Origin of the sequence: Microbacterium sp. Ag1, from assembly GCF_001005635.1 — a bacterium.
Taxonomy (GTDB): domain Bacteria; phylum Actinomycetota; class Actinomycetes; order Actinomycetales; family Microbacteriaceae; genus Microbacterium; species Microbacterium oxydans.
Genome location: NZ_LBCR01000025.1, coordinates 124,069 through 140,749, shown reverse-complemented (window position 1 = coordinate 140,749; position 16,681 = coordinate 124,069). Strand labels below are relative to the sequence as shown.

Below are 16,681 nucleotides of genomic sequence, written 5' to 3'. Positions count from 1 at the left end.
CCTCATCCCCGCCGCGGGTGGGGCTCAGACGAGTCGCGTCTCACTCATCGGTGCGTGCGCCGAAGACGATCTCGTCCCACGACGGCATCGCGTTCCGGCGACGGCGGCGTCCCGTGGAGTCGCCGGTGTCCGAGTTGCTGTTCTGCGGCGCGGGCTGCGGGGGCTCCGGTTCTTCATCCGGCTGCTCCAGGGCCTCGAACAGTGCGATCGGACTCTGGTCCGATCGATCCGTGTCCTCCACGTCGTCGAGCAGCGGCGCGGTCTCCCGCTGTCCGCGGCGTCGGCGTAGAGCCTCGAGGAGGTCCGCTGTCTCCGGACTCGTGGTCTGCGCGGCGGGAGCGCGCTTGATCGCCGCGTCCTGCGCTGCCGCGTCGGAGCGGGCCGGGAGCGAGGGGTCTTCCACGTCCGCTTCGGGTGCGGGTACCAGCCGCGGTCCGAACGCGCCGGAGTCGAAGCGACTCTCGTCCTTGTACGGCGAGGTCCGCTCGGCATCGACCGCTCGGAGGCGGGGGATGAGACCCTCGGGGAGCGAGCCCTGCCGAGAGAGCTGTGTCGCGTCGGCGTTCAGCGGTGAGAGCGCGCTGCGGCGAGGATCGAAGCTCCAGCGGGCGTCGTGATCGACGTCGTTGGCGGTGAACTCGAGCTTGATGGTCCAACCGGAGTCCTCCTTCCAGCTCGCCCAGCGCTCGGAGGTGGCTTCGATCTCGGCGAGCTTGGCGCGGACGGCCACACCGAACGTCGGCTGCGCGTCGGGCTCGACCTCGCTGCCGATCAGGACGGGCACGGCGAGGGCCTGTCCGATCACGTGCTCGCGCTCGGCGAGGACGGGTCCTTCGAATCGGGCCACGTCGTCGACGCTGATGCCGAGCAGCTCCGCGACCTCGGGTGCGGTGAGCCCGGCGCGGATCTGGGCCTGGATGTCGCGCGGGCTCGCAGCGAGCTTCTGGGCCGTCGGCTCGCTCTGACGGGTGGCGCGGCGGATCTCGCGCTGCAGCATGTCGTCGATGGGCAGCGCGAACCGCTCGCCCGACTCGGTCGCGAGTACGAGGACTCCTGCTTCTGTGCCGACGATGGTGACGTTTTCCATGCGAATGCCCCTCTGATGGGTGTCCGTTCATGGTGTCACGCGTGAGGGGTCGCGGACGGGAATAGCGTGGGCGTGCCGTGAGTTTCCTCTGTCGCGCGGACGAGCATTTGCGTTATGTCGTCCGGTCGTGCAAACTATGGCCGCCGAATACCCGACGGCGCACCACCCACTCGCACCATGAAAGTGGAGATCTACCGCATGGCAACCGATTACGACGCCCCCCGAAAGAGCGAAGACGACTCCGAGTCGATCGAAGCCCTCAAGGAGCGTGTGCCGGACAAGAACTCCGGCTCAAGCGGGGACGAAGACTCCGACAACCCGTCGAGCTTCGACCTCCCGGGTGCCGACCTCTCCGATCTCGAGCTCGATGTCGTCGTGCTGCCCGCGCAGCAGGACGAGTTCACATGCATGAGCTGCTTCCTCGTGAAGCACCGCTCGCAGCTCGACCACGAGGGCGCATCCGGGCCCATCTGCAAGGAGTGCGCTGCGTAAGCAGTCCTTCGAGCGACGTATCACGCGCCCCCGACCGTCTCGGTCAGGGGCGCGCTGTCGTTGGGTGAGCGCGTCAGGTCTGGGAAGCGCGGATCGCGGCGACGAGCCGGTCGGGCGTCCGCGTCGAGATCGTCCATGCGTCCACGGGGTCGTCCTGGTCGAGGTTCGGCACGACGACGATGCCGTCGATGCCGCCGCGGATCAGGTGCCACCCGCGCGCCGGGAGACCGGGGCCGCGGGCATGACGGGCTTCCTCGCCCGTCAGTGCAGTGGGTGCTCCGAGGTGCTTCGTGTCGATGTGCGCGCGACCTGCATGCAGGGTGGAGCCGACGACCGAGACGACCGGTGTGGCGGCGATGACACCGAACACGAGCAGGGCCGATACTGCCGCACCGACGACGAGCGCGACGGTCGAGCCGATCGGCACGAAGACGAGCGAGACCATGGGGCCGGCGACCGCGACGGTCACGAGCAGCCAGAGGCTCGGCGAGAGCCTCTCGCGGTAGCGGGGACGTGAGTCTGTGACGGGGTTCTGCATTAGCCTCATGGGGTGACCGATTCCGTTGATGTCCCCATTATCGCTGCAGTGCTGCCCGGGTATGCGCATCCGGGAGACGCCGGAGCCGATCTCGTCGCCGCCGAGGCGGTGCACCTGGAGCCGGGGGAGCGCGCTCTCGTGCCGACGGGGGTGAGCATCGCCCTACCCGACGGGTATGCGGCATTCGTCGTACCGCGCAGCGGCCTGGCGGCGAAGCACGGCATCTCGATCGTGAACTCTCCCGGAACGGTGGACGCCGGCTATCGCGGCGAGATCAAGGTGAGTCTGATCAACACGGATACCAAGAGCGCGTACGATGTGGCGGTCGGCGATCGTATCGCGCAGCTGATCATCATGCCGGTCACGCGCGCCACGTTCATCCCGGTCGACGTGCTGCCGGACAGCGTCCGTGGTGCCGGTGGATTCGGCTCCACCGGATACCAGGCAGCGACCCACCAGAGCGAAGCAGGACGAGCCAATGACTGACAACAACGAGACCCCTTCGAAGTCGGCACCGTTGAACCGTGCCACCGACGGGCCCTTCGATGACTCCGAGGCGAACCCGGTCCGTCCGTACATCGATCTCGGCGGCATCAAGATCCTGCCGCGCGAAGGTCTGAATCTGCGCCTCGAAGTCGAGGAGCAGTCGAAGCGGATCGTCGCGGTCGGCCTGGACTACGCCGACTCCTCGCTGCAGGTGCAGCCGTTCGCGGCGCCGCGCTCCGGCGGACTGTGGGACGAGACCCGAGTGCAGCTCCGCGACCAGGTCAAAGCTCAGGGCGGTCGCGTCGAGGAGCGCGAAGGCCCACTGGGCAAGGAGCTCCTCGCCGAGGTTCCTGCCACGGCGGCGGAGGGATCAGGGCTGCGTCTCGCGCGCTTCATCGGCATCGACGGCCCGCGCTGGTTCCTGCGCGGTGTGATCGGTGGCGCAGGAGCGTCTGACCCCGAAGCCGCCGAGAAGGTCGAGGACCTCTTCCGCTCGATCGTCGTCGTCCGCGGTGGTTCGCCGATGCCCCCGCGCGACCTGATCCCGCTCAAGATGCCGGCGACTCCGGGTTCCGCGTGAGCGCTCCCGAGCCCGACGCCGAACGCGAGAAGAGCACCTCCGAGATCCTCGGGGCGGCGCTCGGCGGTGCCGCGCGTCGTGCCGGTCTCGATCCCGCTGAGGGCTCCAGCACCCACAAGGTGGTCTGGACGGCGATGGGGGGATGGCGCGGCATCCTCGAGTCAGTGCTGCCGAGCCTCGCTTTCGTCATCCTCTTCACCATCCGCCCGGAGCCGCTGATCCTGTCGTTGGGGGTGTCGGTCGGCCTGGCAGCGGTGTTCACCCTCGTCCGACTGGTGCAGAAGTCGCCGCCCTCCGCCGCGCTGGGCGGTCTCATCGCGGCTGTGGCCGCCGCGGCGCTCGCGCTGTGGACCGGACGCGGCGCGGACAACTTCGTGCCAGGACTCATCACGAACGCGGTCTACGGATCGGTCATCCTGGTCTCCGCACTGATCGGATGGTCGCTGATCGGCCTCGCGGTCGGATTCCTGATGGGGGAGGGCACCACCTGGCGCACCGACCGCCGCAAGCGACGTGCGTACTTCTGGCTCGGGATCGCCTGGGCCTCGCTGTTCTTCGCGCGCCTCGCCGTCCAGCTGCCCTTGTATCTCGCCGGCGACGTCACGGCACTCGGGACGCTAAAGCTCATCATGGGGTTGCCGTTGTTCGCACCGCTCATCGCCGTGACCTGGTTGGTCGTACGGGCGCTCCACCCCCGCGAGCCTGCGCGCGAGGATGCCCCCGAGGCGTGATAGATTTATCTTGACATCAAGATAAATCGCAGGCTTTCGCCGGTGCGCTTCCCGGAGCAGACTGGTTAGGTCCCCCTTGCTAGCCGCAGGGGCTCACTGGCGAGCAAGATGGAGGCGCCTGTCGCTCCCATCCGAATAGAAGGAGACGGATTCGTGTCCACGGTGAACAGCTTCGGTGCCAAGAGCACCCTGACAGTCGGCAGCACCGACTATGAGATCTTCCGCATCGACACGGTGCCCGGTTTCGAGAAGCTCCCCTTCAGTCTCAAGGTCCTCCTGGAGAACCTGCTCCGCACCGAGGACGGCGCGAATGTGACGAAGGCGCAGATCGAGGCGCTGGGGTCCTGGGACGCAGCGGCTGAGCCCAACACCGAGATCCAGTTCACGCCGGCGCGCGTGGTCATGCAGGACTTCACCGGTGTCCCGTGCATCGTCGACCTCGCCACCATGCGCGAGGCCGTGACGGCTCTGGGCGGCGACGCCAACAAGATCAATCCGCTCTCGCCGGCCGAGATGGTCATCGACCACTCGGTCATCGCCGACCTGTTCGGCTCCGAGAACGCACTCGAGCGCAACGTCGAGATCGAGTACGAGCGCAACGGTGAGCGCTACCAGTTCCTGCGCTGGGGTCAGACCGCCTTCAGCGACTTCAAGGTCGTCCCGCCCGGGACCGGCATCGTGCACCAGGTGAACATCGAGCACCTCGCGAAGGTCATCTACGACCGCGACGTCGACGGCGTGCTCCGCGCCTACCCCGACACCTGCGTCGGCACCGACTCGCACACCACGATGGTCAACGGTCTGGGCGTGCTCGGCTGGGGCGTCGGTGGCATCGAGGCCGAGGCTGCCATGCTCGGTCAGCCCGTGTCGATGCTCATCCCTCGCGTGGTCGGCTTCAAGCTCTCCGGTGAGATCCCCGCCGGTGTCACGGCGACCGACGTCGTGCTCACGATCACCGACCTGCTGCGCAAGCACGGCGTCGTCGGCAAGTTCGTCGAGTTCTACGGCGAGGGCGTGGCATCCGTGCCGCTGGCCAACCGCGCCACCATCGGCAACATGTCACCGGAGTTCGGTTCCACGGCGGCGATCTTCCCGATCGACGACGTCACCCTCGACTACCTGCGCCTGACCGGCCGCAGCGACGAGGCCGTCGCACTCGTCGAGGCCTACGCCAAGGAGCAGAAGCTCTGGCACGACGCATCGCACGAGCCGACCTTCAGCGAGTACCTCGAGCTCGACCTCGGCACCGTCGTGCCGTCGATCGCCGGCCCGAAGCGCCCGCAGGACCGCATCCTCCTCTCGGAGGCGAAGTCGCAGTTCGAGCAGGACATCCTGGCGTACGCGACCGCATCGACCTCGGACTCGGTCGTCGACCTCGAGTCGAAGCACTCCTTCCCGGCATCTGACCCCGGTTCGGTTCCCGGCGAGGAGGAGCCCACCACCACGCGTCCGGTGCACATCAACAGCGGCGCGCCGGCCAATGCCTCGAAGCCCGTCCCCGTGACCACACCCGACGGGGAGAAGTACATCCTCGACAACGGCGCCGTCACCCTGGCCGCCATCACGTCGTGCACCAACACGTCGAACCCGTCGGTCATGATCGCCGCCGGTCTCGTCGCACGCAAGGCGCTCGAGAAGGGGCTCAAGCAGAAGCCGTGGGTCAAGACCACGCTCGGCCCCGGCTCCAAGGTCGTCACCGACTACTACGAGAAGTCCGGTCTCGACAAGGACCTCGAGGGTCTCGGCTTCTACACGGTCGGCTACGGCTGCACCATCTGCATCGGAAACTCCGGACCGCTGATCGAAGAGGTCTCCGAGGCCATCAACTCGCACGACCTCGCCGTCACGGCCGTCCTCTCGGGCAACCGCAACTTCGAGGGTCGCATCAGCCCCGACGTGAAGATGAACTACCTCGCCAGCCCGCCGCTGGTCATCGCCTACGCGCTGGCGGGGTCGATGCACTTCGACTTCGACAACGACGCCCTCGGCAAGGGCAGCGACGGCGAGGACGTCTTCCTGAAGGACATCTGGCCGACGCCAGACGAGGTGCAGGAGATCGTCGACTCGTCGATCTCGCGCGACCAGTTCATCAAGCAGTACGCCACGGTGTTCGACGGTGACGAGCGCTGGCGCAACCTGCCGACGCCGGATGACGACACGTTCCAGTGGGACGAGAACTCGACCTACGTCCGCAAGGCACCGTACTTCGACGGCATGACGATGGAGCTCACCCCGGTGAAGGACATCGAAGGTGCTCGCGTGATGGCGACGCTCGGCGACTCGGTGACCACCGACCACATCTCGCCGGCCGGAAACATCAAGCCGGGGACGCCCGCGGCCCAGTACCTGACGGAGCACGGCGTCGACCGCAAGGATTTCAACTCCTTCGGCTCGCGCCGCGGAAACCACGAGGTGATGATCCGCGGAACGTTCGCGAACATCCGTCTCAAGAACCTCATGGTCTCCGCCGTGAACGACGGGCAGGTCGTCGAGGGTGGCTACACCCGCGACTTCACGCAGCCGGGCGGCCCGCAGTCGTACATCTACGACGCGAGCATGAACTACCAGGCGCAGGGTACGCCGCTCGTCATCTTCGGCGGCAAGGAGTACGGTTCCGGTTCGTCGCGTGACTGGGCGGCCAAGGGCACGAGCCTGCTCGGCGTCAAGGCCGTCATCACGGAGAGCTTCGAGCGCATCCACCGGTCGAACCTGATCGGCATGGGAGTCGTGCCGCTGCAGTTCCCCGCCGGCGAGAGCTGGGAGTCGCTGGGCCTCGACGGGACCGAGATCGTCTCGATCTCCGGCCTGGAAGAGCTCAACAACGGCGTCACGCCGAAGACGGTGAAGGTCACGGCCACCCCGAGCGAGCACTCGCCCGAGGGCAAGCAGCCGGTCGAGTTCGACGCGGTCGTGCGCATCGACACCCCCGGTGAGGCTGACTACTACCGCAACGGCGGCATCCTGCAGTACGTGCTGCGTTCGCTCGTCTGATCGCACGCGGGTTGATCGCGTAACGGAGGGGCTCGTGTCTTCGGACACGGGCCCCTCCGTCGTGTCAAGGGGGCCTCCATCCTCGGAGCTTTCCCGGCCCGGGGCGGTAGGATCAGGACGACGCCCGCACCCGTGTCGGGCGTCTTTGACGAAGCCTGTGAGGAGGCGCAGATGCCCATTCTTCCGAGCATCTCTGGACCCCGCGATCTGGATGCCCTCTCGACCGAGCAGCTGGCGGAACTCGCCGCGGAGATCCGCGAGTTCCTGGTCGAGAACGTGTCCCGTACCGGTGGCCATCTGGGCCCCAACCTCGGCGTCGTCGAGCTGACGATCGCCCTGCATCGCGTGTTCTCGTCTCCGGACGACCCCTTCATCTTCGACACCGGGCATCAGTCCTACGTACACAAGCTGCTCACGGGCCGCCAGGACTTCTCCGGCCTGCGCGTGCGCGGCGGACTCGCGGGGTACCCGCAGCGCGGGGAGAGCGCCCATGACGTGGTGGAGTCGTCGCACGCCTCCAGCTCGCTCAGCTGGGCCGACGGTATCTCCCGGGCGCTCACGGCGACCGGCCGCGCCGACAGGCATGTGGTCGCGGTGGTCGGCGACGGCGCGCTGACCGGTGGAATGACCTGGGAGGCGTTGAACAACATCTCCGATGACAATGACCGCAACCTGGTCATCGTCGTCAACGACAACGGACGTTCCTACGCGCCGACGATCGGCGGCATGTCGCGCTACCTCAACCGGGTGCGTACGGCAGCGGCCTACAAAGACCTGCATCAGCGCTCCGACCGCCTCTTCCGTGCTTTCGGTCCCGTCGGCCGTGCCGTGTTCCGCGGTGTCCGCGGCGGTACCCACGGGTTCCTCTCGCGGTTCACGAACAACGAGGCGCTGTACTCGAACCTCGACATCAAGTACCTCGGCCCCGTCGACGGGCATGACCTCCCCGCGCTGCTCGAGACGCTGGAGCTGGCGAAGTCGTACGGTGCCCCCGTCATCGTGCACACGATCACCGAGAAGGGCCGCGGCTATCAGCCGGCCCGCGACGACGAGGCCGACCAGTTCCACGCCGTCGGCAAGATCGATCCGACGACCGGGGAGACCCTGTCGTCGGGCGGTCGTGGGTGGACCGACGTCTTCTCCGACGCTCTGGTCTCCGTGGGTGAGCAGCGCAACGATGTGATCGCCATGACCGCTGCGATGCTGCGACCGACGGGCCTCGCGCCGTTCGCCGAGCGCTTCCCCGACCGCGTCTACGACGTGGGAATCGCCGAGCAGCATGCCGTGGCTTCCGCCGCGGGACTGGCCTACGGGGGACTGCACCCCGTCGTCGCCCTGTACGCCACCTTCATGGGGCGTGCCTTCGACCAGGTGCTGATGGACGTGGCGCTGCACCGCGCCGGAGTCACCTTCGTCCTCGATCGCGCCGGTGTGACCGGCCCCGACGGGCCGAGCCATCACGGCATGTGGGACCTCGCCATGCTGCAGATCGTCCCGCACATCCGCATCGCCGCGCCCCGCGACGGCGCCCGACTGACCGAAGCCCTCCGAGAGGCGGTCGACGTCGAGGACGCACCGACGGTCATCCGCTTCCCCAAGGGCGAGGTCGCCGCCGACCTCCCGGCCATCGAGCGGCTCAGCGACGGTGTCGACGTACTCGCCCGCGGCGAGACGGAGGACGTGCTCATCGTCGCCATCGGCCCCTTCGCGGAACTGGCGCTCGATGTCGCCGACCGGCTTCGCGCGCAGGGCATCGGCGCCACCGTCATCGATCCGCGATGGGCCATCCCTGTGCAGCCGTCGATCGTGGAGCTCTCGGCTCACCATCGCCTCGTGATCACCATCGAAGACGGGATCCGCGTGGGAGGAATCGGCACCCGTGTCCGGCAGGTTCTTCGAGAGGCGGGGATCGACACGGCGGTGGACGAGCTGGGTCTTCCCGACGAGTTCATCGATCACGCCTCCCGCGATCAGATCCTCGCCGATGCGGGGCTCACCGCGCCCAAGATCGCGCAGGACATCGTTTCGCAGGTGCTCGGGACCCGCATCCCCAAGGCGCGTCACGCGGGCGAGACCGGGACGATCGACCTTCCCCTGCACGAGAGGCACTGAGACCCGTCCCAGGGTTTTCCCGCTCCAGCAGAGTGCCCCGCACCGGCGGTGGTGCCGGGGGAGATCAGTTCAGGGCGTGCAGTGCCGCGACGGCCTGGGCTCCGCGTTCCACCTCTCGGAGTGCGGTCGACAGCAGGTAGCCGTCGGTGAGCGCGTCGCCGGTGACCATCACGCGCACCAGCTCGACGCCGCAGGCGCGGCGAACCTCGTCGGCACTGGCCGCGATGACCCGGGTGTTGATCTCGTCGTTGTGCGGCAGCTCTGCTCCTTCGAGGCTGCGGACCACATCTCGCAGCGCCGCGCCGACGATGTTCGAGGCGCGTTCCTTCACGTTCACCACATCCAACTCGAAGACGCGCAGATCGTGCCCCGTCGGTAGGGGACGCCACTCGAACGAGGCGTGCACGCGATGCTGATGACCGCTCGCACCGCTCAGCTCCCGCGCAGGCAGATCCGTCGCGCGGCACCGCACGTCGACGAGTTTGTACCAGTAGAACAGGGGGAACGCCCCGTGTGAGCCCGGGTCCAGCACGACGACTTCGCCCACCGCGCCACCGTGCTGGGACGGACGCCGTTGAGGGCGGTTGCGGATGATGGGTTTGCCGTTGCGGGTTCGGATGGCCGCCCAGCCCTCGTCGACGGTGACGATGAAGAGCTTGAGGAGAGCGGGGAGCACCAGGAGCGTGGTGAGGATGGCCGTTCCGGTCTTCAGCAGGCCCGACATCCCCTTGCCGCCCAGCATCGTGAAGAGCATGTCCATGTCACCACTGTGCAGGTTCGCCGAGTGCCGACGTGTCGTCGGGCGGCCTGCTCGCCGTGATTTCATGCGGTGTTCCCCGCACGTTCCCTGCCCGGCTGTGCGGCGGATACGCGATGGCTCCGGCCGCGCCGTGATCCGGTCTCAGAGAAGCGCGGAGACCGCGCGGGCCACGACGGACTCGACCACCGGACGACAGCGGGCTCTATCCGCGTCGACGAGTCCGATGCGCGTGCGCCGGTCGAGGACATCGTCGACCGTCATCGCCCCCTCCACGCGGACGGCGTACTCGACCTCTGCCGCGGTCAGGGCCGTCGCCTCGTCCAACAGCTCGTCCGATGAGGGGACGTCACGATCCGCGAGCCGCAACGACGCGGTGCGACTCTGTCGCGACGACGGCAGACTCCGCGTCGTGACGGCGAGATCGACGGCATCCTCGGCCATGCGTCGATAGGTCGTCAGCTTCCCGCCGAGCACCGAGATGAAGCCCGACTCCGATGCCGCCACCAGGTGCCGACGGGAGATGTCGGCTGTCGAGTCGGTTCCGCTGTCGACAAGCGGCCGCAGGCCGGCGAAGGCGCCACGAACCTGATCGCGTCGGACCGCGGTGGCGAGAACGCGGTTGAGGCTGTGGAGGAGGAACTCGATCTCGGTCTCCGTCGGCTGAGCGACCCGCGGGACCGCGCCGGGTGAGTCTTCGTCGGTGAGTCCGACGATCAGTCGTCCGTGTGCCTGTGGCAGAGCGAAGACGTATCGGCTGATCGACCCTTCGTGAGGGATCGTCAGTGCCGTCGACGGAGCGCCGAGGTCGGCGGCGTCGAGCACGATGTGGGTCCCTCGACTCGGTCGCACCGTGATCGACGGATCGAGTGCTCCCGCCCACACTCCCGTCGCGTTGACGACCGCACGTGCACGGATCTCGAAACGCTCGCCCGTCGTCGCCTCCTCGACCGAGGCCCCATCTGCGCGCAGGGAGAGGGCACGGACCCTGGTGAGGATGCGGGCGCCGAGGGCCGCTGCGGTGCGGGCCACCGTCGTGACGAGGCGCGCATCATCGACGAGCTGACCGTCATAGGCCAGCATCCCTCCGCGGAGGCCCCGCTGGTCGAGGGCTGGCATCAACCGCATGGCCGTGCGCGCGGAGACCACGGCAGGGGCGGGGAGGACCCGGCGGGGGGTGTGTGCGCGCATCCGCAGCACATCGCCCAGCCCCATGCCCACGGTGCCTGCGACACGCTGCCGGAGTGTGACAGTCTGCGAGAACGGCAGGAGCTGTCCGAGGGGGTGTATGAGGTGAGGGGCGATCGAGGTCATCAGGAGATGGCGTTCGTGCGCGCTCTCCCGCGCGGTCGCGAAGTCTCCGGTGGCGAGGTAGCGCAGGCCGCCGTGCACGAGCTTCGAGCTGAATCTGCTGGTACCGAAAGCCAGATCCTCGGCTTCGATCAGCGTCACGGTGAGTCCGCGAGAGGCAGCATCGAGTGCGACTCCCACGCCCGTGATGCCGCCGCCGATCACGAGCACGTCGACCCGCTCCTCGGCTGCGAGCGTGAGCTCCGTCCTCCGTCGCGCGACATTGAGCGCGGATGGCTCCCTGATCATGGGCGCAGCAGTCCGTCCAGCGCGGCCCGCAGTTCGCGCTCCCATGCCGCCTCCGAGATCAGATCGGAGACGGTCCCGTGGGAGAGCACCGCGGACTGCGCGATGAGCAGCAGCATGACGGCCATCTCCTGCGGTGCACCGTCGCGCACCGATCCGTCGAGCTGTGCGGTTCCGATCGCTGCGGACAGCCACCCGAGGATCATGCGCTGGCTCGAACCCACGCGCTGCAGCGTGTATCGCGTGAACGCTTCCGGCTCGTCGGCCAGCAGTCGCGCATACAGGGCGTCGCTCCGGAACAGGCCGATGAAGCGCAGCACGTCGTCGACGAGGGCGGGCCTGGTGGCCGCAGTCGCGGGGAAGGCGCTCAGGATGGTGGTCACACGGCGCAGCAAGGCTGCACGGACGACGTCATCGGCGTCGTTCCAGTTGCGGTAGATCGTCGGCCGACTCAGCTCTGCGCGCCGGGCGAGCTCCGCGACGGTGACGCCGTGCACGCCGCGCCTCTCGATCAGCGCATCGGCCGCATCGAGGATCTTCGTCTGTGTGGCGTCCCAGAGAGGTTGACGTTCTTCCATGATGTGTCACACTGTAACGCATGGGCCAAGAGAACGGCAGGGTCGATGCGGACTCGCTGATGAGATGGAACGGCTGGGGCGACCCGGCCAAGGCGAAGGGGCTGCCTCTTCCGGTGCGTGCTCTGCTGCCGATGCTGTTGGGTCGCGTCCGCACGCCCGCTCCGGCCGTCGAACTCTCGGAGGTGCAGCTGCGCCCGTCGCGTCTGACAGCGGAAGACCGCGCGGCGTTCGTCCTCGCCGTCGGCCTCGAGAACGTCGACGACACACCGGAGGCCCGTGTCCGTCACGCGGGCGGGCGCTCGACGCCCGACCTGCTTCGCCGACGCGAGGCACGACAGGACGCACCGGACGTCGTCGTCCGCCCCGCCGACCACGACGAGGTCCGTGCGTGTCTCGATGCCGCGGCGGCGCGAGGTGTCGCCGTCATCCCCTTCGGTGGCGGGACGAGCGTCGTCGGCGCACTCGATCCTGAACGGGGCGCGCATCACGCCGTGGTCAGTCTCGATCTGCGGCGGCTGAGCGGCATGGTGCGGCTCGATGAGACCAGTGGTGAGGCCGTGCTCGCGGCCGGCACGACGGGGCCGGAGGCGGAGGCGCTGCTTTCCGCGCGCGGGTTCGAGCTCGGTCATTTTCCGCAGAGCTTCCGCTATGCCACGATCGGCGGATTCGCGGCGGCTCGGTCTTCGGGGCAGAACTCTGCGGGGAACGGGCGCTTCGACACGATGGTGACCGGGATCAGAGTGGCCACCCCGACCGGCGACATCGAGCTCGGGCGGTCGCCGGGCTCTGCCGCAGGGCCCGACCTGATCCGAGTGTTCCTCGGCTCCGAGGGCATCTTCGGCGTGATCACCGAGGTGCGGGTGCGCGTCCACCCGATCCCGCGCGCGAGGGTGTTCGAGGCCTGGTCGTTTCCGGACTTCGCCAGTGGAGCCGAGGGGCTTCGTCGTGTCGCTCAGCTGAGCGGCGGTCCGACCGTCATCCGGCTGTCAGACGAAGCGGAGACGGCTGTCAGCCTCGCCCAGGTCGGGCGGATCGGCAAAGCACTGGCCAAGGGCGCCAGCGTGGTCACGGTGTACGAAGGCGAGGACATCGCGGAACGACGGGCTCATGCCGGTGCTCACCTCGCCGCGGCGGGCGGGACCTCCTCGGGGGAAGGCCCGGCAGAGGACTGGCTCAGGACCCGGTTCGACGGACCTTATCTGCGCGATTCACTTCTCGACGCCGGCGTCTTCTGCGAGACATTGGAGACCGCGACGACGTGGTCGAACCTGCAGGCGCTGCGCTCGACGGTCGAGGCGGCGCTCAAGGAGGGCTTCGCGGACATCGGCGCCAAGTCGTACGTCATGTGCCACGTCTCGCACATCTACCCGACCGGGGCGTCGCTGTACTTCACGGTCCTCGCAGGAGTGCGCACCGACATGCTCCGTTCGTGGGAGCCCGTGAAAGCGCGTGTGAACGATGCGATCATCACCGCAGGGGGAACGATCAGCCATCACCACGCGGTCGGGCGGGACCATGCGCCGTGGCTCGGTCAGGAGATCGGGGAGACCGGGGTCCGCATCCTCGCCGCCATCAAGAGGGAGCTCGATCCGTCGGGCATACTCAACCCCGGCGCCGTGATCCCCGCGGAACGGACGCACTGACGTGTCCGAGCACATAGCCGTGCTCGCGAATCCGTTCGCCGGCAAGGGGCGGGGCGGGCGAGCGGCGGAGGCAGCCGTTCGACTTCTCCGGGAGCGTGGTGCCGAGGTGCGAACGTACGCGGGTGCCTCCGCCGCCGACACCGCCCGACTCGCCGTCGCCGCGCTGGCCGACGGCCCTCGTCTCCTCGTGGTCGTGGGCGGTGATGGCACGCTGGCCGGCGTGCTCGACACGGTGTGCGCCGCCTCCGTCCCGGTCGTCCTGGTGCCGGCGGGCACCGGGAACGATCTCGCCCGAGCCCTGGGCCTCCCACGTGGTGACGCACGGGCCGCCGCCGAGCTCGCCCTCATCGGCGTGCCACGAGCGATCGATGTCGGCGTCGTCCGCACCGCGAAGGGCAGTCGGAGATTCCTGACCATCGCGGCGCTGGGCTTCGACGCGAAGGTCAGCGACCGCACCAACAGGCTCCGCTGGCCGCACGGCGCACCTCGCTACTACCTCGCGCTGCTCATCGAGCTCGTGCGATTGCGGCCGATGGAATTCCGCATCGCCGTAGACGAGGAAGCGGCGAGGAGCTCGCCGGGCACGCTGATCGCAGCCGGCAGCACGTCCAGCTACGGAGGGGGTATGCCGATCTGCGCCGGAGCCGTCCCCGACGACGGACTCCTCGACATCGTCCATGTCGCGCCATTGGGCCGCATGCGCCTGCTGGGTCTCTTCCCGCTGCTGCTGCGTGGGACGCATCTCGCGCGCGCTGAGGTCGCGCACCGGCGTGCACGGTCCGTGACGGTCTCGGCCCCCGGCCTCGTGGTCTACGCGGACGGCGAGCGCATCGGTGAGGATGAGTGCACCATCTCGGTGCTTCCCGGCGCGCTCACGATGATGGTGTCGAAGGAGAGCGATGACTGAATTCGACGAGGATGTCGTGGTCGTGGGTTCCGGTTTCGGAGGTTCGGTCGCTGCTCTGCGACTGGCGGAGAAGGGCTACCGTGTTCGCGTCTACGAGGCGGGTCGCCGCTTCGAGGACGACGACTTCGCGAAGACCAGCTGGGACGTCCGTCGCTATCTCTGGGCGCCGGCGCTCGGCTGCTACGGTGTGCAGCGTATCCACCGATTGCCGCATGTGATGATCCTGGCCGGTGCGGGGGTAGGCGGCGGATCGCTCAACTACGCGAACACGCTGTATCAGCCGGGCGCGGCCTTCTTCACGGACCCGCAGTGGCAGGGCATCGCGGAGTGGGAGCATGAACTCGCGCCGCACTATGCGACGGCCAAGAGGATGCTCGGCGTCGTCGACCAGTACCCGCACACCGGCCCTGTGGAGCGGATCATGGCCGGCGCCGCGGACGATCTCGGCGTCGGCTCGACGTTCCGGCACGCACCGGTCGGGGTCTGGTTCGGGAAGCCGGGGGAGCGCACGCCGGACCCCTTCTTCGGCGGCGAGGGGCCCGATCGAACCGGGTGCACGCTGTGCGGCAACTGCATGGTGGGCTGCCGCGTCGGCGCGAAGAACACGCTCATGAAGAACTACCTGGCTCTGGCGGAGCGCCGCGGAGTCGCGATCGAGGCCCTCCGCACGGTGAGCGAGGTGCGTGAGCTCCCCGAAGGAGGATTCGCGGTGACAACGCAGCGCAGCGGGGCCTGGGTCCGCCGCGCGCGGAAGACCGTGACCGCCCGGGAGGTCGTGCTCGCCGCCGGCACCTGGGGCACGCAGCAGCTGCTGCACCGGATGAAGGAGTCCGGGGCTCTGCCGCGGGTCTCGGACGCCGTAGGTCGGCTCACCCGCACCAACTCGGAGGCCCTCGACGGCGCGGTGGCCGTGAGCGTCCCGGACTCGCTGCAGCTCGCCCGCGGCGTCGCGATCACCACGTCGTTCCACGTCGACGACCGCACCCACGTCGAGAACGTCCGCTACGGGCCGGGGTCGAACCTGATGGGTGCACTCGCTACCGTGATCGTCCCCGGCGGACGTCCGATAGGGGTGCGACTGCGCAGTCTGGTCGCCCAGATGCTCCGTTCCCCGGTGCGGCAGTTCCGTCTAGGGAGCCTCCGCCGCTGGAGCGAGCGGGGTATCATCGCGCTGGTCATGCAGACAGCGGACAACTCGCTCACGCTCTCCCTGCGCCGCCGCTTCGGCCGCCTCATCATGACGAGCGCACAGGGACACGGGGAGCCGAACCCGAGCTATCTGCCCCAGGCCCATGCGGCGGCGGCGGCGATCGCCGCGCGGGTCGAGGTGGACGGTGGGGTCCCAGCCGCTGCACGTGGATCCTGGCCTGAGGTGTTCGGTATCCCCCTCACCGCGCACTTCCTCGGCGGTGCCGTCATCTCGGCGTCACGCACGGACGGTGTCATCGACGGGTATCACCGGGTCTGGGGGCACCCCGGCCTGCACGTCGTCGACGGCGCCGCCGTGCCCGCGAATCCCGGGGTGAATCCCTCGCTGACGATCACCGCACTGGCGGAGCGGGCGCTGTCGTACTGGCCTCGTCGCGGCGATGACGACGCGCGCCCGGTTCAGCCGGCGAGCTGAGCCTCGGCGACGGGGCTCTGTGGTGCAGGGTCTTCGGACAGCGCCCGTGAGGCTGTCCAGTACCAGCCGTGGGCGACGCTGACGGCGCTCATCCCCAGCAGGGGAAGTGCGATGTACGGCTCGGTGATGTTCGTCAACAAAGACCCGAATTCTCCGGTCAGGTTCGCGGGCCAGGTCCCGACGACCGCGATGACGACGCCTCCGACCACGAGACCGAGTCCTGCAAAGGCGATGAGGTGTTGCCGCATGCCCGCCGTGGTCCGCAGAAGCCGGCCCAGCACGAAGGCGGCCCCGCTGCCGATGACGGTCGCCAGAGCGGAGGTGGCCACGACGAAGAGGAGCTGGAACCATGCCACCAGGATGAGGATCGAGAAGACGGTCTGCAGGGAGCGCGACATGATGGCGAGGACGACGGTCGTCACCAGGAGGAACAGAGCGTTGAAGGTGATCCAGGTCGCAACGGCGCCGCGCCAGAACTCGCGCCGGCTGAAGGCCATCGGCTGCTCGGTGGTGCGCGGAGACGGGCGAGAGCTCATCGATCCAGGGTAGGGCTTGCCGA

At 68.5% G+C, this 16,681-nt stretch carries 15 protein-coding genes; 9 read left to right on the top strand and 6 right to left on the bottom strand.

Annotated features, from left to right (window positions below):
- Positions 1–40: 40 nt before the first annotated feature.
- Positions 41–1,087, bottom strand: coding sequence for a septation protein SepH (sepH, locus tag AAY78_RS04885; RefSeq protein ID WP_046747214.1), 1,047 nt, complete (start codon positions 1,085–1,087; stop codon positions 41–43).
- A gap of 198 nt (positions 1,088–1,285) precedes the next feature.
- Between sepH and AAY78_RS04880 the strand changes: the two genes are divergently transcribed.
- A complete protein-coding gene (locus AAY78_RS04880) occupies positions 1,286–1,579 on the top strand; it encodes a DUF4193 domain-containing protein (RefSeq protein WP_046747247.1) in 294 nt (97 codons plus the stop codon).
- A 73-nt stretch (positions 1,580–1,652) separates the two neighbouring features.
- On the opposite strand, the gene AAY78_RS04875 is transcribed toward AAY78_RS04880, so the two are convergent.
- Positions 1,653–2,117, bottom strand: coding sequence for a DUF3093 domain-containing protein (locus AAY78_RS04875; RefSeq protein ID WP_046747213.1), 465 nt, complete (start codon positions 2,115–2,117; stop codon positions 1,653–1,655).
- Between the two features lie 12 nt (positions 2,118–2,129).
- Between AAY78_RS04875 and dut the strand changes: the two genes are divergently transcribed.
- The 5 genes from dut to dxs all read left to right on the top strand — a co-directional run bounded on the left by dut (position 2,130) and on the right by dxs (position 9,017).
- Complete coding sequence (gene dut, locus AAY78_RS04870; protein WP_046747212.1) at positions 2,130–2,603, top strand: dUTP diphosphatase; 474 nt, start codon at positions 2,130–2,132, stop codon at positions 2,601–2,603.
- Positions 2,596–3,183 (top strand): DUF3710 domain-containing protein, encoded by a 588-nt coding sequence (locus AAY78_RS04865; protein WP_045264797.1) that lies wholly within the window; start codon positions 2,596–2,598, stop codon positions 3,181–3,183. The genes dut and AAY78_RS04865 overlap by 8 nt, the downstream gene beginning before the upstream one ends.
- Complete coding sequence (locus tag AAY78_RS04860) at positions 3,180–3,914, top strand: DUF3159 domain-containing protein (protein WP_046747211.1); 735 nt, start codon at positions 3,180–3,182, stop codon at positions 3,912–3,914. Before AAY78_RS04865 ends, AAY78_RS04860 begins: the two co-directional genes overlap by 4 nt.
- A gap of 153 nt (positions 3,915–4,067) precedes the next feature.
- Positions 4,068–6,905, top strand: a complete 2,838-nt coding sequence (locus AAY78_RS04855) for an aconitate hydratase (protein ID WP_046747210.1) — start codon at positions 4,068–4,070, stop codon at positions 6,903–6,905.
- Between the two features lie 171 nt (positions 6,906–7,076).
- Complete coding sequence (gene dxs, locus AAY78_RS04850) at positions 7,077–9,017, top strand: 1-deoxy-D-xylulose-5-phosphate synthase (RefSeq protein ID WP_046747209.1); 1,941 nt, start codon at positions 7,077–7,079, stop codon at positions 9,015–9,017.
- Between the two features lie 64 nt (positions 9,018–9,081).
- On the opposite strand, the gene AAY78_RS04845 is transcribed toward dxs, so the two are convergent.
- The 3 genes from AAY78_RS04845 to AAY78_RS04835 all read right to left on the bottom strand — a co-directional run bounded on the left by AAY78_RS04845 (position 9,082) and on the right by AAY78_RS04835 (position 11,948).
- Positions 9,082–9,777, bottom strand: a complete 696-nt coding sequence (locus AAY78_RS04845) for an SPFH domain-containing protein (protein ID WP_046747208.1) — start codon at positions 9,775–9,777, stop codon at positions 9,082–9,084.
- Positions 9,778–9,918: 141 nt separating this feature from the next.
- The gene (locus AAY78_RS04840) at positions 9,919–11,373 is read right to left on the bottom strand and encodes a glycerol-3-phosphate dehydrogenase/oxidase (protein ID WP_046747207.1); all 1,455 of its coding nucleotides are present in this window, start codon (positions 11,371–11,373) and stop codon (positions 9,919–9,921) included.
- A complete protein-coding gene (locus tag AAY78_RS04835; protein WP_052748652.1) occupies positions 11,370–11,948 on the bottom strand; it encodes a TetR/AcrR family transcriptional regulator in 579 nt (192 codons plus the stop codon). The genes AAY78_RS04840 and AAY78_RS04835 overlap by 4 nt, the downstream gene beginning before the upstream one ends.
- Before the next feature lie 20 nt (positions 11,949–11,968).
- On the opposite strand from AAY78_RS04835, the gene AAY78_RS04830 reads away from it, so the two are divergent.
- The 3 genes from AAY78_RS04830 to AAY78_RS04820 are packed head-to-tail and all read left to right on the top strand — an operon-like array spanning position 11,969 to position 16,122.
- Positions 11,969–13,591, top strand: a complete 1,623-nt coding sequence (locus AAY78_RS04830; RefSeq protein WP_231589654.1) for an FAD-binding oxidoreductase — start codon at positions 11,969–11,971, stop codon at positions 13,589–13,591.
- A gap of 1 nt (position 13,592) precedes the next feature.
- The gene (locus AAY78_RS04825; RefSeq protein ID WP_046747205.1) at positions 13,593–14,498 is read left to right on the top strand and encodes a YegS/Rv2252/BmrU family lipid kinase; all 906 of its coding nucleotides are present in this window, start codon (positions 13,593–13,595) and stop codon (positions 14,496–14,498) included.
- A complete protein-coding gene (locus AAY78_RS04820) occupies positions 14,491–16,122 on the top strand; it encodes a GMC family oxidoreductase (protein WP_046747204.1) in 1,632 nt (543 codons plus the stop codon). The genes AAY78_RS04825 and AAY78_RS04820 overlap by 8 nt, the downstream gene beginning before the upstream one ends.
- On the opposite strand, the gene AAY78_RS04815 is transcribed toward AAY78_RS04820, so the two are convergent.
- Positions 16,107–16,658 carry a hypothetical protein gene (locus tag AAY78_RS04815; protein ID WP_046747203.1) on the bottom strand — a complete coding sequence of 184 codons (552 nt, stop codon included), beginning with the start codon at positions 16,656–16,658 and terminating at the stop codon, positions 16,107–16,109. The two genes, AAY78_RS04820 and AAY78_RS04815, sit on opposite strands and share 16 nt — an antisense overlap.
- Between the last annotated feature and the right edge of the window lie 23 nt (positions 16,659–16,681).